The following is a 24327-nucleotide window of genomic DNA, read 5'->3' as shown; positions in this document are numbered from 1 at the left end:
ATGCAGACCACGGAGACCTTCGACCGCCTCGTCCGCGCCGAGTTCCGGCCCCGGAGCACCTACCTCAACACCGCGAGCAACGGGCTGCTGCCGGCCCGTACCGTCGCCGCCCTGAACGAGGCGGCGCTGTTGCGGGCCGAGGGCCGGCCGCTGACCCGGCTGTACGAGGACGTGGAGGCGAGCCGGGCCGCGTTCGCCCGGCTCGCCGGCGTCCCGGCCACCCGGGTCGCGGCCGGCGCCTCGGTCGCCGCGCACACCGGGGTGATCGCCGCCGCGCTGCCCGCGGGCGCCGAAGTCCTCACCGCCGAGGACGACTTCACGTCCGTACTCAACCCGTTCCACGTCCGCGGCGACCTCAAGGTCCGCACGGTCCCGCTGGAGCGGATCGCCGAGTCCGTCCGGCCGGGCACCGCGCTCGTCGCGGTCAGCGCCGCGCAGTCCGCCGACGGCCGGCTCGCCGACCTGCCCGCCCTGCGCGAGGCCGCCCGCGCCCACGGCGCCCGCACCTACGTCGACTTCTCGCAGGCCGCCGGCTGGCTGCCCTTCGACGCGGACGCCTACGACTTCACCGCGAGCGTCGCCTACAAGTGGCTGCTGGGCCCGCACGGCGCCGCCTTCCTCACCGTGCCCGAGGACTTCGGCGGACTCACCCCGCTGCTCGCGGGCTGGGTCGCGGCCGAGCATCCGTGGGACAGCTGTTACGGCCCGGTGGCCGAACTCGCCCACTCCGCCCGGCGGTTCGACCTCACCCACGCCCTGTTCACGTTCGCCGGACTGCGCCGGTCCCTCGAACTCGTCGAGGAGCTGGGCGTGCCGGCGATCCATGCCCACGACACCGCGCTCGCCGACCGGTTCCGCGCGGGGCTCGCCGCGCTCGGCCACGAGCCGGTGCCGGCCTCCGGCTCGGCGATCGTCTCGGTGCCCGGACTGGGCGCCCGGCAGGGGGAGCTGAGCGAGGCCGGCATCGAGGTCTCCGACCGCGCGGGCAATCTGCGCGCGGCCTTCCACCTCTACAACACGCCCGAGGACGTGGACCGCCTGCTGGCCGCGCTGTCCGCCTGACCCTCCCGGTCCTCCCGCGCGGCCGTCGCGCACAGGTTGGCCTCGACCCGGCCGAGCAGCCCCAGCAGCTGCTCGCGCTCGGCGGGCGTCAGCCCGGCGAAGCTCTCTTCCTCCAGCGTGGTCCACAGCCGCGCCACCTCGTCCAGCAGCCGCGCCCCGGACTCCGTGGCCTCCACGAGCACCGCGCGCCGGTCCGCCGGGTCCGGCAGCCGCCGCACATGACCGGCCTGCTCCAGCCGCTGGAGCATCTTCGTCACCGTGGACGGGTCCAGTCCGAGCAGCCGGATCAGCTCCGACTGCCGGGCCGGGCCGCGTTCCCACAGGTGCATCATCACCAGTTCCTGGCCCGGGTAGAGGCCGAGCCCGCGCAGCAGTGCGGCGGCGGCCGTGCGGTGCAGCCGCGCCACCCGGCTCAGGGCGTGCCCGACCGGCCCGCCCCGGGCGGCGGCGGGCAGCTCGGCGTGGGAGTGCCGGGCGGCGTCCGCCGTCGCCGGTCCGTTGCTGGCGTCCATGGGTGGCTCCCGCGCTGCTCGTAGATCCCGTCCGTACGGTCCCGAAGCGTACTCACCGGCATTTGATTGGTCGACCAAGGAATGGGTTAAGGTGGTCCGCGTCGAGCTACTTGGCCGACCAACTAACTCTTCTTGGGGGTTACCGTGACCACCGCCTTCGACCCCGTGGACCTCCCCGGCCTGCGACTTGCCAACCGCATCGTCATGGCGCCGATGACCCGCAGCCGGGCCGCCGCCGGCGGGCTGCCCACGGCCCTGACCGCCGAGTACTACGCCCAGCGCGCCTCGGCCGGCCTGATCGTCACCGAGGGGATCCAGCCCTCGGCCGTCGGCCAGGGCTACCCCGACACCCCCGGCCTGCACACCGCCGCGCAGATCGCCGCCTGGCGCACCGTGACCGACGCCGTGCACGCCGCCGGGGGCCGGATCTTCGCCCAGCTCATGCACACCGGCCGCGTCGGCCACCCCGATCTGCTGCCCGCGGGACTGGTCAACGTCGCCCCCTCGGCGGTGGCGGCCCGCGGCCAGGTCTACACCCACCAGGGACCCAAGGACTTCGTCACGCCCCGGGAACTGTCCGAGGCGGAGATCCGCGCCACGCTCGCCGATTTCGCGGCGGCTGCCCGGGGCGCCGTCGAGGCCGGGTTCGACGGGGTGGAACTCCACGGCGCCAACGGCTATCTCATCCACCAGTTCCTGGCGCCCGGCAGCAACCGGCGCACCGACGGCTGGGGCGGCTCGGTGCCGGGCCGTGTCCGCTTCGCCGTGGAGGCCGTCCGGGCCGTCGCCGAGGCGATCGGCCCCGGCCGCACCGCCCTGCGGATCTCCCCGGGAAACCCCTTCAACGACATCCGGGAACCCGAGCCGGAGCCGGAGTACACCGCGCTGCTCGACGTGCTGGAGCCGCTGGGCCTCGCCTATCTGCACGTGATGGAGAGCGCGGACTTCCGCGCCCTGACGCCCGTGCTGCGCAAGCGCTTCAGCGGGGCCTTCGTCCTCAACCCGGCGACCGAGGACCCCACCGGCCCGGACGCCCTCGCCCTGGTCGAGGACGGCTCGGCCGACCTGGTCGCCTTCGGCCGGCTGTTCCTCGCCAACCCCGACCTCCCGGCCCGCCTGCGCGCCGGCGGCCCGTTCAACCCGGCGGACCCGGCGACCTTCTACGGCGGCGGGGCCGAGGGCTACACGGACTACCCGACGCTGTGACGATGCCCCGCGAGGGCCTCCGGCCGGTGCGCGGAGGCCCTCGCGGACGGACTCACCGGACCGGTGTGAAGTCCCGCGCCCCGATGAACTCCGGGCGGCGCACCGGGGCCGCGAAGGGTTCCACCGCCGTGTTCTCCACGCTGTTGAACACGATGAAGACGTTGCTGCGCGGGTACGGGGTGATGTTGTCGCCCGAGCCGTGCATGCAGTTGCAGTCGAACCAGGTCGCCGAGCCGGCCTTGCCGGTGAACAGGCGGATGCCGTGCTCGCTCGCTAGGGCGGTCAGCGCCTCGTCGGACGGGGTGCCCGCGTCCTGCATCTGGAGGGACTTCTTGTAGTTGTCCTTCGGCGTGGCACCGGCGCAGCCCAGGAACGTCTTGTGCGAGCCCGGCATGATCATCAGGCCGCCGTTGGTGTCGAGGTTCTCGGTCAGTGCGATCGAGACGGACACCGTCCGCATGTTGGGCAGGCCGTCCTCGGCGTGCCAGGTCTCGAAGTCCGAGTGCCAGTAGAAGCCGCTGGCGCCGAAGCCCGGCTTGACGTTGATCCGGGACTGGTGGACGTACACGTCCGAGCCGAGGATCTGGCGGGCGCGGCCCACCACGCGCGGATCGCGCACCAGGTTCGCGAACACCTCGCTGATCCGGTGCACCTCGAAGACCGAGCGGATCTCCTTCGACTTCGGCTCCACGATGGAGCGTTCGTCGGCGCGGACGTCCGGGTCGGAGACCAGCCGGTCCAGCTCCCGCTTGTAGAGGGCGACCTCGTCCGGCGTGATCAGCTGGTCGACGGCGAGGAAGCCGTCCCGCTCGTAACGCTGGAGGTCGGTGGTCGTGATCGGGCCCGGGGTGTCCGGGGCGCCCCAGACGACGGGGTCCTGGCGGGGGACGGTCACCTCGGCGGTGCCGCGGGTCGGGTAGAGATCCTTCACGGTGGCGGTGGTCATGGGTTCTCACACCTCCTCGGGCTCGGTGAGCAGGGGGTAGACGCCGTTCTCGTCGTGGTCCTCCCGGCCGGTGACCGGCGGGTTGAACACGCAGATGCAGTGGAAGTCCTCCTTGACGCGCAGCGTGTGCCGCTCGTGCCCGTCGAGGAGGTACATGGTGCCGGGCGTGATGGTGTACGTCGTACCGGTCTCGTGGTCGGTGAGTTCCGCCTCACCCCGGGTGCAGACGACGGCCTCGATGTGGTTGGCGTACCACATCGACGTCTCCGTCCCGGCGTACAGAATCGTTTCGTGCAGGGAGAAGCCGACCCGCTCCTTCGCGAGGACGATCCGCTTGCTCTCCCAGGTGCCCGACGCCGCCTTCACATGGCGGTCGGTGCCCTCGATCTCCTTGAACGATCGGACGATCACGGTGGTGCTCTTCCTCCTTGCCCGGCCTTGCCAGGCGGTTCGCGGACGGTCCCAGGCGCTCTCTGGGCGTTCTCTAAGCGGTCTGTGAGCGGTCGGTCCTCACGCGGTCTCGCGGACGGAGCGGGCGAGGACGCTCAGGCCCTCGTCCAGTTCCTCGGGGGTCACGGTGAGCGCGGGCAGCAGCTTGACGACCTCGCCCTGGGGGCCGGACGTCTCGATCAGCAGCCCCAGTTCGAAGGCGCGCCGGGCGACCCGCGCGGCCCGGTCCTTCGCGTGGAACTCCAGACCCCATACGAGCCCGCGCCCGCGGTACTCCTTGACGGCGGCGAGGTTCTCCTCGGTGATGGAGATCAGCGCCCGCTCGACCTGCTCACCGCGGGCGCGGGTCTGCTTCTCCATGGCCGAGCCGTCGGTCCAGTACGTCTCCAGGGCGGCGGTGGCGGTGACGAAGGCGGGGTTGTTGCCGCGGAAGGTGCCGTTGTGCTCGCCGGGCTCCCACACGTCCAGCTCGGGCCGGAACAGGGTGAGTGCCATGGGCAGGCCGTAGCCGCTGATCGACTTGGACACGGTGACGATGTCCGGGGTGATGCCGGCCTCCTCGAAGGAGAAGAAGGCGCCGGTACGGCCGCAGCCCATCTGGATGTCGTCGACGATGAGCAGCATGTCCTGCCGCTCGCACAGCTCCTTCAGCGCGCGCAGCCATTCGGGCCGGGCCACGTTGATGCCGCCCTCACCCTGCACGGTCTCCACGATCACGGCGGCGGGCTTGTCCAGCCCCGAGCCCTGGTCCTCAAGGAGGCGTTCGAACCACAGGAAGTCCGGGACCGTGCCGTCGAAGTAGTTGTCGAACGGCATCGGCGTGCCGTGCACCAGCGGGATGCCGGCGCCGGCCCGTTTGAAGGCGTTGCCGGTGACCGCGAGCGAGCCCAGCGACATGCCGTGGAAGGCGTTGGTGAACGACACGACCGCCTCGCGTCCCTTCACCTTCCGCGCCAGCTTCAGCGCGGACTCCACCGCGTTGGTGCCCGTCGGCCCGGGGAACATCACCTTGTACGGCAGGTCCCGCGGGCGCAGCACCAGGTCCTGGAAGGTGCGCAGGAAGGTCCGCTTGGCCGTGGTCGACATGTCCAGGCCGTGGGTGACGCCGTCCCGTTCCAGGTAGTCGAGCAGCGCCCGTTTCAGTACCGGGTTGTTGTGGCCGTAGTTGAGTGATCCGGCGCCGGCGAAGAAGTCCAGGTAGGCGTGGCCGTCCTCGTCGTACATCCGGCTGCCCTGGGCCCGGTCGAAGACGGTGGGCCAGCCGCGGCAGTAGCTGCGCACCTCGGATTCGAGGGTTTCGAACACGCTCAGGTCGGGCTGGGTGATGGTCACGGTGATTCGCTCCTCAGTGGGCGGTGGACTCGGTCAACGGGCCGATGCGGTAGAGGACTTCGGGATCGTGCGAGCCGCCCGGGAACAGGTCGGCGCCGAACAGCACCTCGCGGCTGACCCGTGCGCCGTGCCGCTCGGCGAACGAGGTGAACAGGCGCTCGGAGGCGGTGTTGCCGGGGGTGATGGTGGTCTCCAGCTCGGTGATGCCGCGCTCGGCGACGAGGCGCCGGGTCAGCCCGTCCAGCAGCCTGGCGGCGATGCCGCAGCCCCGGTGGGCGGCGTCGACGGCCACCTGCCAGACGAGCAGGGTGCGGGGGCGGCCGGGCCGCAGGTAACCGGTGACGAAGCCGACCGGTTCCCCGTCCGCACCACGGGCCACCACCGAGGTGCCGGCGAAGTCCCGGCACCACAGCAGATAGCTGTAGGAGGAGTTCAGATCGAGGGTTTTCGATTCCTTGGCGATGCGCCAGAGCGCGGCTCCGTCGCTGGTCGCCGGACTTTCGATGAGCAGGTCTGCGGGTGCGGCGGTCATGCGGCACGAATTTAGCGAGGTGAATTCGAAAGTGCACGGGAGCCGGAGCGGTGTCACCTCGGCCGACGGAAGATATGTCCGTAATACACCCAGGAAAATCGGTACAAAGCTCACCCGTTGTGGAGTGTGTCACAGCCCGAAATGCCGGGGAAATCCGCCGGAAAACTCGGTCGTTTAGCTCTGCAAAAACCGGGCAGAAGAAGATGGGAAGCTATCGTCCGGCGAATCGGCGGGAATTGTGAAAATGAAATGGAGTGGGTTTCGATAACGTCCGGGCATAAAAAAGTTCCCGGGAGCGCGGCCCCCGGGAACAGCGAACGGCGCTCAGCGCCAGGCGTCCTCCGCGGCCCGGCGGGCGGCGGCCGGATCGACCGTCAGGCCCTGCTCCGCGAGCGCCGCGCCCAGCGCCGCCAGCGAGCCCTGCACCGCACCCGGCGTCGCGTCCCGGCCGTAGTGGTTGACCCGGATCATCTCCTTGGCCAGTGCTCCGCCGCCGGCCGCCAGCGGCAGCGCCGGATCGCTCGCGAGGGCCCGCGCCACCACCTGCGAGGCCACCGCACCGGACGGCACCCGCAGCGTCGTCGCGACCGGCGCCGCGTCCCGCTCCTCGTACACATACGGCTCGAGGCCCCCGCCCAGCGCCACCGCGCCGGCCCGCGCGGCCCGCGCCGCGCCGCGGTGCCGGGCCATCACCGTCTCCAGCCCCTCCGACTCGATCCGCTCCAGGCACGCCTGGAGCGCCAGCATCTCCAACTGGGCCGGCGCGTGCGGCAGCGCCTTGCGGCCCGCGTCGATCCAGCGCTCCTTCCAGTCCAGCAGGGACAGGTAGGAGCGGCGCGGGGCGCCGGGGTTGGCGGCCATCCGGGCCCACGCCCGCTCGCTCACCGAGATCGCCGACACCCCCGCCGGGCCGCCCATCGCCTTCTGCGCCCCGATCACGCACAGGTCCACGCCCCAGGCGTCGGGCAGCACCGGCTCCGCGCCCACGGAGGCCACCGCGTCCAGATAGAAGAGGGCGCCCTGCTCCCGTACCGCCTCGCCGATCTCCGCGACCGGGTTGGTGTTGCCGGTAGCCGCCTCCGCGTGCACCAGCGACACGAAGTCGATCTCCGGGTGCTCGGCGAACGCCTCCCGGATCTGCCCGGCGGTCACCGCCGTGTGGAAGGGGACGGCGAGGTCGTGCACGGTGGCGCCGGCGTCCCGCAGCCAGTCGCCGAAGGTCTGGCCGTACGGACCGGTGATCACGTTCAGGGCCACCGTGCCCGGCCCGGCCGCCGCGCGGATCGCGCCCTCCAGCGGCAGCAGCGCCTCGCCCTGGGTGATCAGGACGTCCTGCCGGGTGTCCAGCAGCCGGGCCACGCCGTCCTCGATGGCGGCGAAGCGCTCGGCACTCAGCGGGGGCAGATCGAGGAAGGGGTGGCTCACGGCGTGCTCTCTCTTCAAACGGGAAGTCGATTCCCCCGATCTTAGGTGCAACGGCCCCGTTACCATGGGTTTGGTTTGAGAGGGTCAAACTTTTCCTTATAATCGGAACCCAACGTTCCCTACCGGGAGATTCCCCCCATGACAACGCTCCTCGGACGCCGGACCCGCGCTCTGGCAGCCATCACCGTGACGGCCGGGCTCGCGCTCGTGGCCGGCTGCTCCTCGGACGACGGCGGGGGGAGCGGCAAGACCACCGTCAAGGGCGTCCACCTGGCCAAGGCGGGGCAGCTGACCACCTGCACCCACCTTCCGTACCCGCCGTTCCAGTCGGAGGTCGACGGCAAGGTGCAGGGCTTCGACGTCGCCCTGATCGACCTCGTCGCCAAGGACCTCGGCGTCGAGCAGAACATCCGCGACACGCCCTTCGAGAACTTCAAGACCGGCGCCTTCCTGAACTCCGGGGAGTGCGACCTGGCCGCCGCCGGCATGACCATCACCGACGAGCGCAAGAAGAACGTCGACTTCTCCGACCCGTACTTCGAGGCCACCCAGGCCGTCCTCGTCGACAAGGACAGCGGGATCACCTCGCTCGCCGACGTCAAGGCCAAGGGCAAGAAGCTGGGTGCCCAGGCGCAGACCACCGGCGAGGACTACGTCAAGGAGAAGGGCTACGACCCGGTCTCCTTCGAGTCCTCCGACGCGGTCCTCAACGGTCTGCGCACCGGTCAGGTCAAGGCCGTCGTCATCGACTACCCGGTGGTCCAGGGCTGGCTGAAGGACAAGGCCAACGCCGACAAGTTCAAGGTCGTCGACAACCTCAAGACCGGCGAGCAGTACGGCTTCACCGTCAAGAAGGGCAACACGGCGCTGCGCAACGCCATCAACAAGGCGCTCAAGCAGGCCAAGGCCGACGGCACCTACAAGAAGATCTACGAGAAGTGGATCGGCCCGTACGACGCCTCCGTCGCGTCTCCCGCCGCCTCATGACCGACACGGACACACCCCTCCAGCCCAAGAAGAAGGGACTGACCCGGCGGCAGAAGCGCACCCTGTCGCGGGGCGTCCAGTACGCCGTCTTCGCCGCCGCCGTGATCGCCTTCGCGGCCACGGCCGACTGGGACCGGCTGCAGAACCAGTTCGCCCAGGCCGACATCGCCAAGCAGATGTTCCCGGACGTCATCACGCTGGCGCTGAAGAACACCGTGCTGTACACGCTGTCCGGCTTCGTGGTCGGGCTGGTCCTCGGCATGGTCATCGCGCTGATGCGGCTGTCCTCCGTGGGCCCCTACCGCTGGCTGGCGGGCGTCTACATCGAGATCTTCCGCGGCCTGCCCGCCCTGCTGATCTTCATCTTCGTCGGCGTGGCCGTGCCCCTCGCCTTCCCCGGCACGGAGATCCCCGGCGGCACCTACGGCAAGGTCGCCCTCGCGCTCGGCCTGGTCTCCGCCGCCTACATGGCCGAGACCATCCGCGCCGGCATCCAGGCCGTGCCCAAGGGACAGATGGAGGCGGCCCGTTCGCTCGGCTTCTCGCCGGCGAAGGCCATGATCTCGATCATCATCCCGCAGGCGTTCCGGATCATCCTGCCGCCGCTGACCAACGAACTCGTCCTGCTGTTCAAGGACTCCTCGCTGGTGCTGTTCCTCGGCGTCACCCTGGAGGAACGCGAACTGTCCAAGTTCGGCCGGGACCTGGCCAGTACGACCGCCAACTCCACACCGATCCTGGTCGCGGGCCTGTGCTACCTGCTGGTCACCATCCCGCTCAGCTTCGTCGTACGCCGTATGGAGACCAAGGCCCAGGAGGCGATCCGGTGAGCCGTCCGGAGATCGAAGTCCGCGGGCTGCACAAGTCCTTCGGCGACAACGAGGTGCTGCGCGGCATCGACCTGGAGATCCGCCAGGGCGAGGTCGTCTGTGTCATCGGCCCCTCCGGGTCCGGCAAGTCGACGCTGCTGCGCTGTGTGAACCTGCTGGAGGAGCCCACCAAGGGCCAGGTCTTCGTCGGCGGCACCGAGGTGACCGACCCGGACGTCGACATCGACGCCGTGCGCCGCCGCATCGGCATGGTATTCCAGCAGTTCAACCTCTTCCCGCACCTGAACGTCACCGAGAACCTCACACTGCCCCAGCGCCGGGTCCTCCGTCGGGACAAGGCGACCGCCGCGCGGACCGCCGCCGAGAACCTGGCCCGGGTCGGCCTCGCCGAGAAGGCGGACGCCTATCCGGCCTCCCTCTCCGGCGGCCAGCAGCAGCGCGTCGCCATCGCCCGCGCGCTCGCCATGGGCCCCGAGGTGATGCTCTTCGACGAGCCGACCTCCGCGCTCGACCCCGAGCTGGTCGGCGACGTCCTCGCCGTCATGCGCATGCTCGCCCGGGAGGGCATGACCATGATGGTCGTCACCCACGAGATGACCTTCGCCCGCGAGGTCGCCGACCGGGTCGTCTTCATGGACGGCGGAGTGATCGTCGAGGACGGCAGCCCGGACCAGGTCATCGGAAACCCGCGGCACGAGCGCACCCGGCACTTCCTCTCCCGCCTGCTCGACCCGGCGATGGCCGACGTGGAGGAGGAGACCTCCGACCAGGTGGGGAAGTCCGAGCCGTAGGCCGTTAGGGTGCGGTGCATGAGCGATGGCGCTGTGCTGCACGTGAAGGGGCGCGTCCTGGCCGGTCCGGACGACGTCCGGGACGAGCTGTGGGTGGTCGGGGGCCGGATCTCCTACGACCGCCCCGCCGGCGCCCGCGACGTGCGCACCGTCACCGGCTGGGCCCTGCCCGGCCTGGTCGACGCGCACTGCCACGTGGGCCTGGACGCGCACGGCCCGGTCGACGCCGAGACCGCCGAGAAGCAGGCGCTCACCGACCGGGACGCGGGCACCCTGCTGGTCCGGGACGCCGGCTCGCCCTCCGACACCCGCTGGATCGACGACCGCGCCGACCTGCCGAAGATCATCCGGGCGGGCCGGCACATCGCCCGCACCCGCCGCTACATCCGCAACTACGCCTGGGAGATCGAACCGGACGACCTCGTCGCCTACGTCGCCCAGGAGGCCCGGCGCGGCGACGGCTGGGTCAAGCTGGTCGGCGACTGGATCGACCGCGACCTCGGCGACCTCGCCCCCTGCTGGCCCCGCGAGGCGGTGGAAGCGGCCATCGCCGAGGCCCACCGGCTCGGCGCCCGCGTCACCGCGCACTGCTTCGCGGAAAGCTCGCTGCGCGACCTGGTCGAGGCGGGCATCGACTGCGTCGAGCACGCGACCGGGCTCAGCGAGGACCTGATCCCGCTGTTCGCCGAGCGGGGCGTCGCCATCGTTCCCACCCTGGTCAACATCGCCACCTTCCCGCGGCTCGCCGAGGGCGGCGAGCAGAAGTTCCCCCGCTGGTCCGCCCATATGCGCCGGCTGCACGAGCGGCGCTACGACACCGTGCGCGGCGCCTACGACGCCGGCATCCCGGTCTACGTCGGCACGGACGCCGGCGGCTCGCTGGCCCACGGCCTGGTCGCCGAGGAGGTCGCCGAGCTGGTCGCCGCCGGCATCCCGCCCCTCGCCGCCCTGTCCGCGACCACCTGGGGTGCCCGCGCCTGGCTCGGCCGGCCCGGACTGGACGAGGGCGCCCCCGCCGACCTGGTGGTGTACGAGGCCGATCCCCGGGCCGACGTACGGGTGCTGGCGGGTCCGCGCCGGGTGGTGCTGAACGGGCGGGTCATCGCGTAGCCGCGCCCCCGATTCGAATCACCGTGCGGGGTATTCACGTTCGGGTGAAGTAGCCCTGGAACGCTGACCGTTCACCCGTACCGGGGACAAGGTTGACGGGTCCCAAGCACGTTTCCTCTGGGGGTCCCACCGCCTTGAACAGCAACAACTTCCGCATGCCCGCACGCCGTCCGGCCGCCCTCGTGACGGCCGCCGTCCTCACCGCGGCACCCGTGGTCCTGGGCGCGGGCACCGCGCACGCGGCCACCGGCCACGGCCGCGCCTCCGCCGTCGTGCTGCGCACCGGGCTCGATGTGTCTCTCCTGAACAGGACCGTGAACGTCCCGCTCGCGGTCTCCTTCAACGAGGTCCGGGCACCGCGCAGCGCGGACCGCACGACGCTGTCCGTCCGGCTCGACGGCGTCGACGGCGGCAAACCGTTCACCGTGCTCGGCGCCGACGTCGCCGAGTCGAAGGCCACGGTCACCGCCCGGCGCGCCGAGGGCTCGGTCCGGGTCGCCCACGCCCGGCTGCACGTCCCCGGGCTGCCCCTGCTGTCCGTGATCGAGGCCGACGCGGTCACCGCGAGGGCCACCTGCGCGGTCGGCAAGGCGCCCACCGCCACCGCGAACGTCCTCGGCGCCGTCACCGTCCTCGGCAAGCGCGTCACCCTGACCGCCGGCGCCCCCGTCGAGGTGAAGGTGCCCGGCGTCGGCGAGGTCCGCCTCGACCTGTCCCGGCACACCACGACGACCCGCACGGCCGCCGCGACCGCCCTCGGACTCAAGGTCTCCGTCAACCCCCTGAAGCTGGGCGTCGCCGAGGTCGAGGGCACGGTCACCCTGGCCGAGGCCACCTGCGAGTCCCCGACGGCCCCGCCCACCGCCAAGCCGGTCCCCAGCCACGACCCGGCCGCCGGCCCCCGCCCCCAGGGCGCCCCGTCGGAGGCCAACCTCGCGGAAACCGGCGGCAGTCCGGCAACCCCGTACATCGCGGGCGGCGCGCTGGCGTTGCTGCTGGCGGGCGGGGGAGCGCTGACCCTGGCCCGGCGCAGGAAGCGCTGACGGCCCCGAAGGCCCGGCCGGCCGCCGGGACCTCCGACGGCCCCCGCGCCGCTCCCCGCCCGGTGCGCCGCCCCCGGTCAGGGAGCGGCCTCACGGGGCGGGGAGACCGGCGCGCCGAGCACGGCCGACAGGGCCTTCAGGAAGCCGTCCGCCGTCGTGCGGTCGCGTACGGCCAGACGGATCCAGTCCTGGTCCAGGCCCGGGAACGTATCGCCCCGGCGGACCGCGTAGCCGAGGTCGCGCAGGCGGTGGCGGACCTCGGCCGCTTCCGGGACGCGCACCAGGACGAAGGGGCCCCGCGCCGGCCCCACCACCCGTACCCCGTGGGCGGCGAGCGCGGTCAGGCCGGCCACCAGGTGCGCCCGGTCGCCGGCGATGCGGTGGGCCGCGTGACCCGCCTCGGCCAGCGCCCGGGGCGTCACACACGCCCGCGCCGCGGCCAGCGCCGGGGTGGAGACCGGCCACAGGGGCTGGGCCCGCTCCAGTTCGGCGATGATCTCCGGGGGAGCCAGGACGTAGCCGATGCGCAGGCCGGCCAGGCCCCAGGTCTTGGTCAGGCTGCGCAGGACGACGAGGCCGGGGACGTCGGTGCGGCCGGCCAGGGCCTCCCGCTCGCCCGGCACCGCGTCCATGAACGCCTCGTCCACCACCAGCGTCCGGCCGGGGCGGGCGAGGCCGGCGACCGTCCCCGCCGGGTGCAGCACCGACGTCGGATTGGTGGGGTTGCCGATCACCACCAGGTCGGCGTCCTCCGGGACCGCCGACGGATCCAGGCGGAACCCGTCCCGCTCCCGCAGCAGCACCCGGTCCACGCTGTGCCCGGCGTCCCGCAGCGCCGCCTCCGGCTCCGTGAACTGCGGATGCACGACCACCGGCCGGCGCACCTTCAGCGCGCGGGCCAGCAGCACGAACGCCTCCGCGGCCCCCGCCGTCAGCAGCACCCGCTCCACCGGCAGCCCGTGCCGCGCGGCCACCGCCGCCCGCGCGGCCCGCCCGTCCGGGTAGGCCGCGAGGGACGACAGCGAACCGGCGATCTCCTCCCGCAGCCACCGCGGGGGCGTGTCCGCCCGGACGTTGACGGCGAGGTCCACCAGGCCGGCCCCGTCGTCCCGGACCTCGGCGTCCCCGTGATGCCGCAGATCGGGCCCCGGGACGCCGCTCGGCTCAGTGCGCATGGCTGTGCGAGTGGCCCCCGTGATGGTGGTGCCCGTGGCCGTGGTGGTGGCCGTCGTCGTCCGGGTGGAAGTGCGGCTGCTGCGGCAGCCCCACCTTGTCCTCGAACCCCGGCAGCGCGATCCGGTACACGCACGAGTCGCAGTTCATCCGCAGATCGCCCTTGACGGCCTCCTCGTACCGCTCCATCACCAGGTCCAGCAGCTCCGGCTCGGGCCCGATGACATCGGCCGACCGCACGTCCAGCTCCGGGTGCGCCGCCGCCCAGTCCTCGGTCTGCTGCCGCACCCGGTCCGGCAGGATGCCGGTGAACAGGAAGTACGGCAGGACCACGATCCGCCGCGCGCCCAGCGCCGCGCACCGGTCCAGGCCGCTGGGCACGTCCGGCGCCGCCAGCGACACGAACGCCGTCTCCACCCCGGCGTACCCGCGGCCCTCCCACAGCAGCCGCGCCGCCTTGAATACCTCCGCGTTGGCGTCGGGGTCGGTGGAGCCGCGCCCGACCAGCAGCACGGTCACCTCCGAGCGGTCCGCGCCGTCCAGCACCTCTTCCAGCCGCCGCTCCAGCACGCTCAGCAGCGCCGGGTGCGGGCCCAGCGGGCGGCCGTAGGTGTAGGAGATGCCCGGGTGCCGCTCCTTCTCGCGGGCCAGCGCGGCCGGGATGTCACCCTTGGCGTGCCCGGCCGACACCAGCATGAGCGGCACCGCCGCGAACCGGCGCACGCCCCGCTCGACCAGTTCGGCGACGGCCTCGCCGAGCGGCGGCGGGGACAGTTCGATGAAGCCGCCCGCGACGGGCAGCTCGGGGTGGCGGCGCCCCAGTTCCCGGACGAAGTCGCGGAACGCCTCGGCACCGGCGTCGTCACGGGTGCCGTGTCCGGCGATGAGCAGGGCGGGCGGGGTGGTCACGAGGTCTCCTCGGAGTCTGGAACGGGGTGGTACAGCAGGGCGTTGAGCGCGGCGGACGCGACCGCCGACCCGCCCTTCTCGGACACGTTGCTCACGGCGGGCAGTCCGCTCTCCCGCAGCGCGGCCTTGGACTCGACCGCGCCGACGAAACCGACGGGCAGCCCGATGACCAGGGCCGGGTCGGCGTTCAGGGTCAGCAGCTCCTCCAGCGCGGTCGGCGCGTTGCCGATCACCCAGAGGGCCCCGGGACCGACCTGCTCGTACGCGAGCCGGATCGCGTGTGCCGACCGGGTCAGCCCCGGCCCGGCCACGGCGTCCCTCAGCCGGCAGACGGTCTCGCGCCGGGTGATCCCGGCGGCCACCATCTCCACGTCCACGACCACCGGCGCCCCGGCGTGCAGCGCGGCGTGCGCCGTCACCAACTCGCCCTCGTCCATGACGAGATCGGTCGCGTACTCGAGGTCGGCGGCGGAGTGGATGACCCGCTCCACCACCGCCCGGGTCAGCGGCGGGAAGTGCGAGGTGTCCAGGCGGGCGCGCAGCCGCCGGTAGGACTCCTGCTCGATCGGATGGACGACACGGTTCACTTCGGCTCCTCCCGCGATGCCTGCCAGCGGTAGCCGCGCGGGGTCACCATGCGCCCCGCGACGATCCGGGTCGCCGTGTTGCCGACGGTGACCACCGTCATCATGTCGACGCTCGCCGGATCCAGCGCGGCCAGCGTGGTGACCCGGCTCGACTCGTCCGGCCGGGACGCGTTGCGCACGACACCGACCGGCGTCGCCGGCTCCCGGTGCCCGGCGAGGATCGCCAGCGCCTTGGGCAACTGCCAGTCCCGGCCCCGGGAACGCGGGTTGTAGAAGGTGACGACCAGGTCCGCCTCGGCCGCCGCCCGCACCCGCCGCTCGATGACTTCCCACGGCGTGTGCAGGTCGGACAGGCTGATCGACACGTGGTCGTGGCCCAGCGGCGCGCCCAGGATCGCCCCGGCGGCCAGCGCCGCCGTCACCCCCGGCACCCCGACCACGTCGATGTCGTCCGACGCCTCCGCGAGCGCCGGGGACGCCATGGCGTACACCCCAGCGTCCCCGCTGCCGATCAGCGCCACCGCGTGCCCCGCGCGGGCCTGGGCGACCGCCGTCCGCGCCCGCTCCTCCTCCGCGCCGAGCCCCGACTCCAGCACCCGGGTCCCCGGCCGCAGCAGATCCCGGATCTGGTCCACGTACTGGTCCAGACCCACCACCACCGAGGCCCGCCGCAGCTCCGCCGCCGCACGCGGGGTGAGCAGGTCCCGGGCGCCCGGCCCGAGTCCGACCACCGCGAGCCGCCCGCGCGCCGGCCGCCGTACCACCGCACAGGTCGCCATCGCCGACTTCCGCTTCGGCACCAGGAGTTCACCACCGCGCAGCAGGGCGGCGGCCTCGGCGACCGACGGTGTGCCGACCGCGGCCAGTGGCGCGGCGGACGGGTTCGGCACCTCCACACCCGCCAACTCCTCGGCGGAGTACGTCACCAGGGGCACCCCGAGCCGCTCGGCGGCGGCCACGATGCCCGGCTCCCCGGCCTTGGCGTCCACGGTGGCCAGCTCACCGACCGACCGCGCCGTCAGCCCCGCCTCCCGCAGCGCCCCCTCCACCAGGGCGAGGACCTCCTCGGCCGGCGCGCCCCTGGACGCGCCGACCCCGACCACCAGCGACGGCGGGCGCAGCAGCACCTCCCGCTCACCCGGTACGGCGTCCCGGTCGGTGACCCGGACCGTGTACGCCCCCTCGTCCGCGAACGGCAGCGGCGGCAGCGGCCACGCCACCTCCGCCGCCAGCGCGACCGGCTCCCCGTCCAGCAGCGCCCGCGACACCGCCGCCACCGCACCCTCGTACGGCAGCCCCAGCGTGTCCAGACCCGGCAGCCCCACCGCGTCCGTCGCGGTCGTCACCACCGGCTCCGCACCCAGCAACGCGCCCACCTCGCGGGCCAGTTCATTGGCGCCGCCGCCGTGCCCGCCGAGCAGCGACACCGCGAACCGGCCGCCCTCGTCCACACACACCACACCCGGGTCGGCCGCCTTGCCGGCCAGCAGCGGTGCCAGCAGCCGCACCACCGCGCCCGTCGCCAGGAAGCACACCAGCTGCTCGCACTCGGCGAACGCGGCCCGCACCGCCTCCTTGACGGGACCCTCGTACACCCGCGTACGGTCCGGCCAGGCCGCGGCCAGCCGGTCCCGCGCCGCCGCCCCCGCCGCGGTGGCGGAAATCAGGCCGATCACTGGTCAACTCCTTCACTAGACACCGGGGTTCTCACGCCCCACAGCAAAAACACCGGATTGGTGGCCGCCAGCCGGGTCACGTCCCCCGGCAGCGGCGCGAGCCGCGACGACTGCAACAGCACCCCGTCGCAGACGAACCCGGCCTCCGTCAGCGCCGCGCGCGCCGCCGGCACCCGGTCCAGCGCGGCCATCGCCACGACCACCGTCCGCCGCGCCCGCCGCGCACACGCGGCGACCACCTCCGGCAGCTCCCGGCCCCCGCCGCCGACGAACACCGCGTCCGGATCGTCCGCCAGCCCCGCCAGGGCCGCCGGCGCCGCACCGTGCACCACGTCCACCTCGACGCCGTGGGCGCGCGCGTTGGCCCGGATCCGCCCGACCCCGTCGGCCGCCTTCTCCACGGCGACGACGGCCGCGCCGAGCCGCGCGCACTCCACCGCGACCGACCCCGACCCGGCCCCCACGTCCCACACCAGATCGCCCAGGCGCGGCCCCAGCCGGGCCAGGGCCAGCGCCCGCACCTCGAACTTCGTGATCATCGAGTCCCGGTGCGCGAACGCGTCCTCCTGAAGCGCCCACCGCTCCGGAGCCGCGGGCACCCCCGCGACCGTCCGCACCGCACCGAGCGCCCGCGCCTCGTCCAGGCACAGCACCACGCTCACCGCCGCACCCCAGTCCCGCGCCGCCGCCTCGGCCGCCGTCACCCGCTCCACGCGCTCCCGCTCCGGATCACCGAGGGCGCTCGCCACCACCAGCACCCGGTCCCCGGGCAGCGCCGCCCCCAGCTCGGCCGGACCGGCCCCCGGCCCGGTCAGCACCGCCACCTTCGGCCGCGCCCGGCACACGTTCACCGCCGTCCGCAGCTCCCGGCCGTGCGCGCTCACCACCACCGCGTCGTCCCAGGGCAGCCCGATCCGGGCGAACGCCGTCGCCACCGAGGACACCCCCGGCCGCACGTCCAGCAGCCCGGCACCGAACCGCTCCGCCAGCGCCCGCACGATCCCGAAGAACCCCGGGTCCCCGGAGGCCAGCACCACCACCGGCAGCTCCTTGCCGACGTACTCCGCGACGGTGTCCAGCGCGGGCGCCAGCGGCCCGAGCACCACCCGCTCCGCGCCCTCGGGCAGCGCCACGGCGTCCAGGTGCCGCCGCCCGCCGACCACCAGCGCGGCCCCGGCGAGCAGGTCCGGATCAGCCGGCGTCCCGGTCCCCGTACCGACGACCGTGATCAACTCTTCGCCCTCTGCTCCCGCAGCGCCCGCCGCGCCTCGGGGTCGGCCTTGCGGTAGCCGTGGAAGTGCCCCGGGTGGTACAGGTGCGAGCGGGTGCCGGACGCGTCCAGCGCCGGACCGACCAGGAACAGCGTGTGCTTCCAGAGCTTGTGCTCCTTGACCGTCTCCTCCAGCGTGCCGATCGTGCACTTCACGACCAGCTCCTCCGGCCAGGTCGCCTGGTACGCCACCACGACCGGGGTGGACGTCGGGTAGCCGCCCTCCAGCAGCTCCCGCACCAGCTGCCCGCTGCGCGCCGCCGACAGGAACACGGCCATGGTGGTGCCGTGCCGGGCGAACTCGCGCACCTCCTCGCCGGGCGGCATCGGCGTCTTGCCGCCGCCCAGCCGGGTCAGCACCACGGACTGCGCGACCTCCGGGATCGTCAGCTCCCGCTGCGCCAGCGCGGCCACCGCGGAGAACGACGACACGCCCGGCACGACCTCGGTCGCGATGCCGATCTCCCGGCAGCGGTCCAGCTGCTCCTGCGTGCCGCCCCACAGCGCCGGGTCGCCGGAGTGGATCCGGGCGACCTTCAGCCCCTCCTCGAACGCACGTCGGTACACCGCGACGACGTCCTCCAGCGACATGGCCGCCGAGTCCAGGATCTCGGCGCCCTCGCGCGCGTGGTCGAGGACCTCCGCCTGGACCAGGCTCGCGGCCCAGATCACGACGTCGGCCTCGGCGATGGCCCGCGCGGCCCTGAACGTCAGCAGGTCGGCGGCGCCGGGGCCGGCACCGACGAAGGTCACCTTGCCGGTGGTGGCATCGGCCATGGAAATCGGTCCTCTCCTACGAGTACTGCGGGGACTGCCGTCGGACGTGCGGGAACCCGGGTCGATCCGATAGCAAGGGCGTATGGCGGTCTTCGTCGCGCTCGGCGCGTTCCTGATGACGCTGGCCGGCGGCTGGACGGCACAGCGCGTGACCGACCGTCGCCATCTGGTGCTGGGCCTGGCCGGCGGGCTGATGCTCGGCGTGGTCGGCCTGGACCTGCTGCCCGAGGCCCTGCGGGCGGCGGACCACGAGATCCACGGCGTCCCGGCCGCGCTGCTGCTGTTCGTGGCCGGCTTCCTCCTCGCCCATCTGGTGGAACGCCTGCTGGCGGCCCGCCGCGCCGCGCACGGGGCGGTCGAACACACGGCGGTCCGGCACGGGGCGGCCGACCACGACGCGGCCCGGCACGCGGCGGCCGACCACGACGCGGCCGAGCACGACGCGGCCGAGCACGACGCGGCCGAGCACGACGCGGCCGAGCACCGCCACCGCAGCCCCGAGGTGGGACTGACCGCGGCGGCCGCCATGGTGGGGCACAGCCTGATGGACGGCGTGGCGATCGGCGCGTCCTTCCAGGTGGGCGGCGGCATGGGCACCGCGGTCGCGCTCGCCGTCATCGCCCACGACTTCGCGGACGGCTTCAACACCTTCACCCTCACCCGCCTGTACGGCAACGCCCGCCGCAAGGCCCTCGCCATGCTCTTCGCGGACGCCGTCGCACCCGTCGCCGGAGCCGCCGCGTCCGCGTTCCTCACCATTCCCGAGGACGTCCTCGGGGGCTATCTCGGCCTGTTCGGCGGCGCCCTGCTCTACCTCGCCGCCGCCGAGATCCTCCCCGAGGCCCACCACGCCCACCCCGCCCGCTCCACCCTGCTGTGCACGGTCGCGGGTGTCGCGTTCATATGGCTGGTGGTGGGCGTCAGCGGGTGACGGGGCCGGTCTCACAGCTTCCCGCCCCGGCCGCCGTCCCGCCGCGGCGGCGCGATCAGCGTCGACAGATACGGCAGCGGCGTCCCGTCCAGCTCGGCGGCCGGCCGCACCGACTCCTCCGGCAGCCCCAGCGCCGACCCCCACACCGCGTCCGCGAGCCGCCCGGTCTCCTTCAGCGCCTCGGCGACCTCGGCGGCCTGCCGCCCGAACTTGTACGCCACCACCGTGCCCGGACCGGCCAGCGCCTCCTTCAGCACCGCCGCCCCGGCCGTCACCGGCACCAGGGTCAGCGGCTCGGTGCCTTCCGTCAGCACCGCCCCCGACCGCGCCGCGAGATCCTGCATCGCGGTGATCCCCGGCACCGTCTCCACGACCACATCCGGCACCAGCTCCACGAGGGTCTGCGCCAGATAGGTGAACGTCGAGTACACGTTCGGGTCACCGATGGTGGCGAACGCGACACACGCGTGCGCCTCCAGCAGTTCGGCCACCCGCCGCCCGGCCGCGTCCCAGGCCGCCTCCCGGCGCGCCCGGTCCGTCCGCTCGTTCAGCGCGAACACCACCCGCACGATCTTCTCCGCGGGCACGTAGTGCGCCACCGTCGCCTCGGCCCGCCCCCGCTCCCCGGTGTCCATGACGGGCACCACGACGACATCGGCCGCCCGCAGGGCGTTGACCCCCTTGACGGTCACCAGCTCCGGATCACCGGGACCGACCCCGACTCCGACCAGCCTGCTGCTCATGACGTCCGGCACCTCTCCACGAACCGACGGGCGACACCGGGCCGGGCAGCCCAGTGCGTGTGCAGATAACTCGCGTGCACGCCCTGCTGTACGAAACCTTCGACCCGCCGCACCGGGGCCGTGACCCCCCAGGCGGGAGCGGCCCCCGCGCCCGGCTCCACCACCGTGCGGTGGAACTCGTGCCCCCGCATCCGCGTCCCGGCCGCCGCCAGCGCGCTGTCACCGACGGCCACGGCGTCCCGGTAGCCGAGCGTCAGCCGCTCACTCATCCGCGCGGTGGCGTCCAGCACACCGCACATCGGCCTGCCGTCCAACTCCCGGCACAGGTAGAGCAGTCCGGCACATTCGGCGGCCACGGGGGCACCGGAGAGCGCCAGTTCGGCGACGGCCCTGCGCAGGGGCTCGTTGGCGGACAGCTCGGCGGCGTACACCTCGGGGAAGCCCCCGCCGATGACCAACCCCGCCGTACCCTCGGGCAGCCGCTCGTCCCGCAGGGGGTCGAATACGACGACCTCGGCTCCGGCGGCGGTGAGCAGCTCGGTGTGCTCGGCGTAGGAGAAGGTGAACGCCGGACCGCCGGCCACGGCGACCACCGCACGCCTCCCCGCCGCGCCGACGGGCGCTTCCCAGGGCACGTCCGGCAGCGGTCCCGCACTGCCCGCCAGCCGCGACAGAGCCTCGAGATCACATCCCCGCTCGACCTGCGCCGCCATCGCCGCGACCGCGTCCACCGCATCGGCCCGCCGCTCGGCGACCGGCACCAGCCCCAGATGCCGCGACGGAGTGTCCACCTGAGGAACCCGCCGCAGCACACCCAGGACCGGCACCCCGGACGAATCCAGCGCCTCCCTGAGCAACTCCTCGTGCCGGTCCGACCCGACCTTGTTCAGGATCACGCCCCCGAGGCGCACCTCCGGATCCCACGAGGCGAACCCGTGCACCAGCGCCGCCACCGACCGCGACTGCGAGGACGCGTCGACCACCAGCACCACCGGCGCCCGCAGCAGCTTCGCCACATGCGCGGTGGACGCCAGCTCACCCTGCCCGGCCGCCCCGTCGTACAGCCCCATCACACCCTCGACCACGGCCAGGTCACACCCCCGCGCCCCGTGCAGGAACAGCGGAGCGACCAGCTCCGGCCCGCACAGATACGCGTCCAGGTTGCGCCCCGTACGCCCGGTCGCGAGGGCGTGGTACCCCGGGTCGATGTAGTCCGGCCCCACCTTGTGCGGGGACACGGCGAGCCCCCGCGCGGCGAACGCGGCCATCAGCCCCGTGGCGACGGTGGTCTTGCCGCTGCCCGACGAGGGTGCGGCGACGACCAGCCGAGGCACCGACGATGTCACCACTCGATGCCCTTCTGGCCCTTCTGCCCCACGTCCATGGGGTGCTTGACCTTGGACATGTCGGTGACGAGATCGGCGAAGTCCACCAGCTCCGGCGGCGCGTTCCGCCCGGTGATCACCACATGCTGGGTACCGGGCCGGTTCCGCAGCACCTCGATCACCTCGCCGGTGTCCACCCACCCCCAGTGCATCGGGTACGCGAACTCGTCCAGCACGTACAGCCGGTACGTCTCGGCGGCCAGGTCACGCTTGACCTGCTCCCAGCCCTCCCGGGCCTTCTCCTCGTTGTCCATCTGGGCATCCCGCTGGACCCACGACCAGCCCTCGCCCATCTTGTGCCAGTCGACCGTGCCGCCCTCACCGGAGGCACCGAGCACCCGCAGCGCGTTCTCCTCGCCGACCTTCCACTTCGCCGACTTGACGAACTGGAACACCCCGATCGGCCACCCCTGGTTCCAGGCGCGCAGCGCGAGCCCGAACGCGGCGGTGGACTTGCCCTTGCCGATACCCGTGTGCACCACGACCAGCGGACGGTTCCGCCGCTGACGCGTCGTCAGCCCGTCGTCCGGTACGACACTCGGCTGTCCCTGCGGCACTACGCGGCCCTCCTGCCCTGAATACCCTTCACCAGCCCGGCGATCGAGTCCGCCCGCAGCTCGTCCAGCGTCACCGCCGTACCGCCCAGCTCACCGGCCAGCTGCCCGGCCAGCCCCAGCCGCACCGGCCCCGACTCACAGTCCACGACCACCGAGGCGACGCCCTCGGCCGCGAACAGCCCGGCGGCCCTGGACGCGAGCAGCACAGGCTCCGGACCACCCGTGGCCCGCCCGTCCGTCACCACGACCACCAGCGGCCGCCGCGCCGGATCCCGCAGCCGCTCCACGCGCAGCACCTCGTGCGCCTTCAGCAGCCCGGCCGCCAGCGGCGTACGACCGCCGGTCGGCAGCGACTCCAGCCGCGCGGCGGCGGCGTCCACGGACGAGGTGGGGGGCAGGGCGACATCGGCCGAGGTACCCCGGAAGGTCACCAGCCCCACCTTGTCCCGCCGCTGGTAGGCGTCCAGCAGCAACGACAGCACCGCACCCTTCACGGCACTCATCCGCTGCCGCGCGGCCATCGAACCGGAGGCGTCGACCACGAAGAGAACGAGGTTGCCCTCACGCCCCTCCCTGGTCGCCTGCCGCAGATCGTCCCGGCGCACGATCAGCCCCGGCCCGGACCGCCCCCGCGCCCGCTGATGCGGCGCGGCCGCCTGAACGGTGGCCGCCAGGTGCAGCTTGGTCAGCGTCCCCTGCGGCCGGCGCGCCCCGGTGGTGCGCCCGTGCTCGGTCCGCGCCCGCGAGCGCCGCCCGGCGGCACCCTCCCCGATCCCGGGGACGGTCAGCGCCTTGGTACGGAAGGGCTCGGTGGCGCGTGCGGCCGACTGCTCGCCCGCGCCGGACGCCTGCGGCTGCCCGCCCTCACCGGCCTCCGGCCGCGCGGCCTCACCGCCGTCACCCTGCGGACCGCTGTCCGGCGCCGGCTGCCCACCGCCGCCGGGACCGTCGGGGTCCGGCTCGTCGTCGCCGTCGTCCCCGGAGTACTGCTCCAGCGTCTCGTCCAGCTTGTCCTCGTCCAGGCCCGGCGCGTCGAAGGGCGCACGGCGCCTGCGATGCGGCAACGCCAGCAACGCCGCCTGCCGCACATCCTCGGCGAGGACGTCCGTCCGCCCGGCCCACGCGGCCAGCGCGGTCGCGGTCCGCGCCATCACGATGTCGGCGCGCATGCCGTCCACCTCGAAAGCCGCGCAGGTGGCCGCGATCTGCCGCAGCGCCGCGTCACCGAGCCGCACCTGCGGCAGCAACTCCCGCGCGGCGACGATCCGCTGCCGTACGGCGGCCTCTTCCTGCGCCCACTGGGCGGCGAAGGCGGCGGGGTCGTCGTCGTAGGCGAGGCGCCGCCGCACGACCTCCACCCGCTGGTCCGGCTCACGGGAGGCGGCGACTTCGACCGTGAGACCGAAACGGTCCAACAGTTGAGGTCTCAACTCGCCTTCCTCAGGGTTCATGGTCCCCACGAGGAGAAAACGAGCCGCGTGCCGCACGGAGACGCCTTCACGCTCGACGTACGAGGCACCCATCGCGGCCGCGTCCAGCAGGACGTCGACGAGGTGGTCATGCAGCAAATTGACTTCGTCGACGTAAAGGATCCCGCGGTGGGCCTGTGCCAAGAGGCCGGGCTCGAAGCTCTTCACGCCTTCGGCGAGAGCGCGTTCGATGTCGAGCGAGCCCACCAGCCGGTCCTCGGAGGCACCTACAGGCAGCTCGACCATCCGGGCGGGCCGCTGCGTGCCACTACCCGGCTCATGCGGACCGTCCGGGCACTCCGGGTCCGGGGAGTTCGGGTCACAGGAGAAACGGCACCCGGGGACGACGGCGACCTCCGGGAGCAGGGCGGAAAGAGCGCGTACAGTCGTGCTCTTCGCGGTCCCCTTCTCCCCGCGCACCAGGACACCGCCCACTGCGGGGCTGACGGCGTTGAGGAGCAAGGCCAGCCGCAGGTCGTCCTGGCCGACAACGGCCGTGAAGGGGTAGGGCGTGCTCACGCGTTGATCACTCCTCCGGGTGAATCATGCCGAAACGGATCGGGCTCCGAATCCGGACCTGGGACAGTCGCCGTGTGCTCCCCGCTGATGTGGGGGTGGTCCTCC

General features: G+C 73.2%; 24 protein-coding genes. 8 read left to right on the top strand and 16 right to left on the bottom strand.

Annotated features, from left to right (window positions below; genetic code table 11):
* Complete coding sequence (locus tag HB370_RS10600) at nucleotides 1–1062, top strand: aminotransferase class V-fold PLP-dependent enzyme (protein WP_030792093.1); 1062 nt, start codon at nucleotides 1–3, stop codon at nucleotides 1060–1062.
* Here the strand turns inward: HB370_RS10600 and HB370_RS10595 are convergent.
* Nucleotides 1011–1574: a MarR family transcriptional regulator gene (locus tag HB370_RS10595; RefSeq protein WP_051816129.1), complete on the bottom strand. Its 564-nt coding sequence runs from the start codon at nucleotides 1572–1574 to the stop codon at nucleotides 1011–1013. The genes HB370_RS10600 and HB370_RS10595 overlap by 52 nt on opposite strands.
* A gap of 144 nt (nucleotides 1575–1718) precedes the next feature.
* Between HB370_RS10595 and HB370_RS10590 the strand changes: the two genes are divergently transcribed.
* On the top strand, nucleotides 1719–2780 hold the full coding sequence (locus HB370_RS10590) for an alkene reductase (protein ID WP_030792087.1): 1062 nt from the start codon (nucleotides 1719–1721) through the stop codon (nucleotides 2778–2780).
* Between the two features lie 52 nt (nucleotides 2781–2832).
* Here HB370_RS10590 and thpD read toward each other — a convergent pair whose 3' ends face one another.
* The 5 genes from thpD to HB370_RS10565 form a co-directional block, all read right to left on the bottom strand.
* The gene (gene thpD / locus HB370_RS10585; protein WP_030792084.1) at nucleotides 2833–3726 is read right to left on the bottom strand and encodes an ectoine hydroxylase; all 894 of its coding nucleotides are present in this window, start codon (nucleotides 3724–3726) and stop codon (nucleotides 2833–2835) included.
* A 6-nt stretch (nucleotides 3727–3732) separates the two neighbouring features.
* The gene (locus HB370_RS10580) at nucleotides 3733–4137 is read right to left on the bottom strand and encodes an ectoine synthase (RefSeq protein WP_030617739.1); all 405 of its coding nucleotides are present in this window, start codon (nucleotides 4135–4137) and stop codon (nucleotides 3733–3735) included.
* Nucleotides 4138–4236: 99 nt separating this feature from the next.
* Nucleotides 4237–5508 (bottom strand): diaminobutyrate--2-oxoglutarate transaminase, encoded by a 1272-nt coding sequence (ectB, locus tag HB370_RS10575; protein WP_167512960.1) that lies wholly within the window; start codon nucleotides 5506–5508, stop codon nucleotides 4237–4239.
* A gap of 13 nt (nucleotides 5509–5521) precedes the next feature.
* Nucleotides 5522–6040 (bottom strand): diaminobutyrate acetyltransferase, encoded by a 519-nt coding sequence (gene ectA / locus HB370_RS10570; protein WP_030791217.1) that lies wholly within the window; start codon nucleotides 6038–6040, stop codon nucleotides 5522–5524.
* Nucleotides 6041–6364: 324 nt separating this feature from the next.
* Nucleotides 6365–7465, bottom strand: a complete 1101-nt coding sequence (locus tag HB370_RS10565) for an aminotransferase class V-fold PLP-dependent enzyme (RefSeq protein ID WP_030791215.1) — start codon at nucleotides 7463–7465, stop codon at nucleotides 6365–6367.
* A gap of 138 nt (nucleotides 7466–7603) precedes the next feature.
* Between HB370_RS10565 and HB370_RS10560 the strand changes: the two genes are divergently transcribed.
* From HB370_RS10560 to HB370_RS10540, 5 genes are all read left to right on the top strand, one after another.
* The gene (locus HB370_RS10560) at nucleotides 7604–8452 is read left to right on the top strand and encodes a basic amino acid ABC transporter substrate-binding protein (protein WP_030791212.1); all 849 of its coding nucleotides are present in this window, start codon (nucleotides 7604–7606) and stop codon (nucleotides 8450–8452) included.
* On the top strand, nucleotides 8449–9282 hold the full coding sequence (locus HB370_RS10555; RefSeq protein ID WP_030791210.1) for an amino acid ABC transporter permease: 834 nt from the start codon (nucleotides 8449–8451) through the stop codon (nucleotides 9280–9282). Before HB370_RS10560 ends, HB370_RS10555 begins: the two co-directional genes overlap by 4 nt.
* Nucleotides 9279–10073 carry an amino acid ABC transporter ATP-binding protein gene (locus HB370_RS10550; RefSeq protein WP_030791208.1) on the top strand — a complete coding sequence of 265 codons (795 nt, stop codon included), beginning with the start codon at nucleotides 9279–9281 and terminating at the stop codon, nucleotides 10071–10073. Before HB370_RS10555 ends, HB370_RS10550 begins: the two co-directional genes overlap by 4 nt.
* An 18-nt stretch (nucleotides 10074–10091) precedes the next feature.
* The gene (locus tag HB370_RS10545) at nucleotides 10092–11183 is read left to right on the top strand and encodes an amidohydrolase family protein (RefSeq protein WP_030791205.1); all 1092 of its coding nucleotides are present in this window, start codon (nucleotides 10092–10094) and stop codon (nucleotides 11181–11183) included.
* Between the two features lie 134 nt (nucleotides 11184–11317).
* Entirely contained in the window at nucleotides 11318–12226 is a 909-nt protein-coding gene (locus tag HB370_RS10540; RefSeq protein WP_030791202.1) for an SCO1860 family LAETG-anchored protein, read from the top strand.
* Nucleotides 12227–12303: 77 nt separating this feature from the next.
* Here the strand turns inward: HB370_RS10540 and cobC are convergent, their stop codons facing one another.
* The 6 genes from cobC to cobM are packed head-to-tail and all read right to left on the bottom strand — an operon-like array spanning nucleotide 12304 to nucleotide 18618.
* On the bottom strand, nucleotides 12304–13401 hold the full coding sequence (cobC, locus tag HB370_RS10535; RefSeq protein WP_051816106.1) for an Rv2231c family pyridoxal phosphate-dependent protein CobC: 1098 nt from the start codon (nucleotides 13399–13401) through the stop codon (nucleotides 12304–12306).
* Complete coding sequence (locus HB370_RS10530; RefSeq protein ID WP_030791196.1) at nucleotides 13391–14308, bottom strand: sirohydrochlorin chelatase; 918 nt, start codon at nucleotides 14306–14308, stop codon at nucleotides 13391–13393. The genes cobC and HB370_RS10530 overlap by 11 nt, the downstream gene beginning before the upstream one ends.
* On the bottom strand, nucleotides 14305–14895 hold the full coding sequence (locus HB370_RS10525; RefSeq protein WP_030791193.1) for a precorrin-8X methylmutase: 591 nt from the start codon (nucleotides 14893–14895) through the stop codon (nucleotides 14305–14307). Before HB370_RS10525 ends, HB370_RS10530 begins: the two co-directional genes overlap by 4 nt.
* Complete coding sequence (gene cobJ / locus HB370_RS10520) at nucleotides 14892–16571, bottom strand: precorrin-3B C(17)-methyltransferase (protein WP_030791191.1); 1680 nt, start codon at nucleotides 16569–16571, stop codon at nucleotides 14892–14894. Before cobJ ends, HB370_RS10525 begins: the two co-directional genes overlap by 4 nt.
* A complete protein-coding gene (locus HB370_RS10515; protein ID WP_030791190.1) occupies nucleotides 16568–17803 on the bottom strand; it encodes a bifunctional cobalt-precorrin-7 (C(5))-methyltransferase/cobalt-precorrin-6B (C(15))-methyltransferase in 1236 nt (411 codons plus the stop codon). Before HB370_RS10515 ends, cobJ begins: the two co-directional genes overlap by 4 nt.
* On the bottom strand, nucleotides 17800–18618 hold the full coding sequence (gene cobM / locus HB370_RS10510; RefSeq protein WP_030791188.1) for a precorrin-4 C(11)-methyltransferase: 819 nt from the start codon (nucleotides 18616–18618) through the stop codon (nucleotides 17800–17802). Before cobM ends, HB370_RS10515 begins: the two co-directional genes overlap by 4 nt.
* A gap of 82 nt (nucleotides 18619–18700) precedes the next feature.
* Between cobM and HB370_RS10505 the strand changes: the two genes are divergently transcribed.
* Nucleotides 18701–19549: a ZIP family metal transporter gene (locus HB370_RS10505; RefSeq protein ID WP_030791184.1), complete on the top strand. Its 849-nt coding sequence runs from the start codon at nucleotides 18701–18703 to the stop codon at nucleotides 19547–19549.
* 11 nt (nucleotides 19550–19560) lie between these two features.
* On the opposite strand, the gene cobI is transcribed toward HB370_RS10505, so the two are convergent.
* From cobI to HB370_RS10485, 4 genes are read right to left on the bottom strand one after another with little or no spacing between them, the layout of a single operon-like run.
* Nucleotides 19561–20292 (bottom strand): precorrin-2 C(20)-methyltransferase, encoded by a 732-nt coding sequence (cobI, locus tag HB370_RS10500; RefSeq protein ID WP_030791181.1) that lies wholly within the window; start codon nucleotides 20290–20292, stop codon nucleotides 19561–19563.
* Nucleotides 20289–21638, bottom strand: a complete 1350-nt coding sequence (locus tag HB370_RS10495) for a cobyrinate a,c-diamide synthase (RefSeq protein ID WP_037702935.1) — start codon at nucleotides 21636–21638, stop codon at nucleotides 20289–20291. Before HB370_RS10495 ends, cobI begins: the two co-directional genes overlap by 4 nt.
* Complete coding sequence (gene cobO, locus HB370_RS10490; RefSeq protein ID WP_030791176.1) at nucleotides 21635–22234, bottom strand: cob(I)yrinic acid a,c-diamide adenosyltransferase; 600 nt, start codon at nucleotides 22232–22234, stop codon at nucleotides 21635–21637. Before cobO ends, HB370_RS10495 begins: the two co-directional genes overlap by 4 nt.
* Nucleotides 22234–24222 carry a putative cobaltochelatase gene (locus tag HB370_RS10485; RefSeq protein ID WP_030791174.1) on the bottom strand — a complete coding sequence of 663 codons (1989 nt, stop codon included), beginning with the start codon at nucleotides 24220–24222 and terminating at the stop codon, nucleotides 22234–22236. Before HB370_RS10485 ends, cobO begins: the two co-directional genes overlap by 1 nt.
* Nucleotides 24223–24327: the final 105 nt, after the last annotated feature.

The organism is Streptomyces sp. DSM 40868, assembly GCF_011820545.1.
Taxonomy (GTDB): Bacteria; Actinomycetota; Actinomycetes; order Streptomycetales; family Streptomycetaceae; genus Streptomyces; species Streptomyces eurythermus.
This window is presented reverse-complemented; position numbering and strand designations above follow the sequence as displayed.

Coding starts and splice junctions, on each gene's coding strand:
- HB370_RS10560 (WP_030791212.1), top strand. CDS start 7,604: ATGACAACGCTCCTCGGACGCCGGACCCGCGCTCTGGCAGCCATCACC.
- HB370_RS10595 (WP_051816129.1), bottom strand. CDS start 1,574: ATGGACGCCAGCAACGGACCGGCGACGGCGGACGCCGCCCGGCACTCC.
- cobI (WP_030791181.1), bottom strand. CDS start 20,292: ATGAGCAGCAGGCTGGTCGGAGTCGGGGTCGGTCCCGGTGATCCGGAG.
- HB370_RS10555 (WP_030791210.1), top strand. CDS start 8,449: ATGACCGACACGGACACACCCCTCCAGCCCAAGAAGAAGGGACTGACC.
- ectA (WP_030791217.1), bottom strand. CDS start 6,040: ATGACCGCCGCACCCGCAGACCTGCTCATCGAAAGTCCGGCGACCAGC.
- cobM (WP_030791188.1), bottom strand. CDS start 18,618: ATGGCCGATGCCACCACCGGCAAGGTGACCTTCGTCGGTGCCGGCCCC.
- HB370_RS10600 (WP_030792093.1), top strand. CDS start 1: ATGCAGACCACGGAGACCTTCGACCGCCTCGTCCGCGCCGAGTTCCGG.
- HB370_RS10545 (WP_030791205.1), top strand. CDS start 10,092: ATGAGCGATGGCGCTGTGCTGCACGTGAAGGGGCGCGTCCTGGCCGGT.
- thpD (WP_030792084.1), bottom strand. CDS start 3,726: ATGACCACCGCCACCGTGAAGGATCTCTACCCGACCCGCGGCACCGCC.
- cobC (WP_051816106.1), bottom strand. CDS start 13,401: ATGCGCACTGAGCCGAGCGGCGTCCCGGGGCCCGATCTGCGGCATCAC.
- HB370_RS10505 (WP_030791184.1), top strand. CDS start 18,701: ATGGCGGTCTTCGTCGCGCTCGGCGCGTTCCTGATGACGCTGGCCGGC.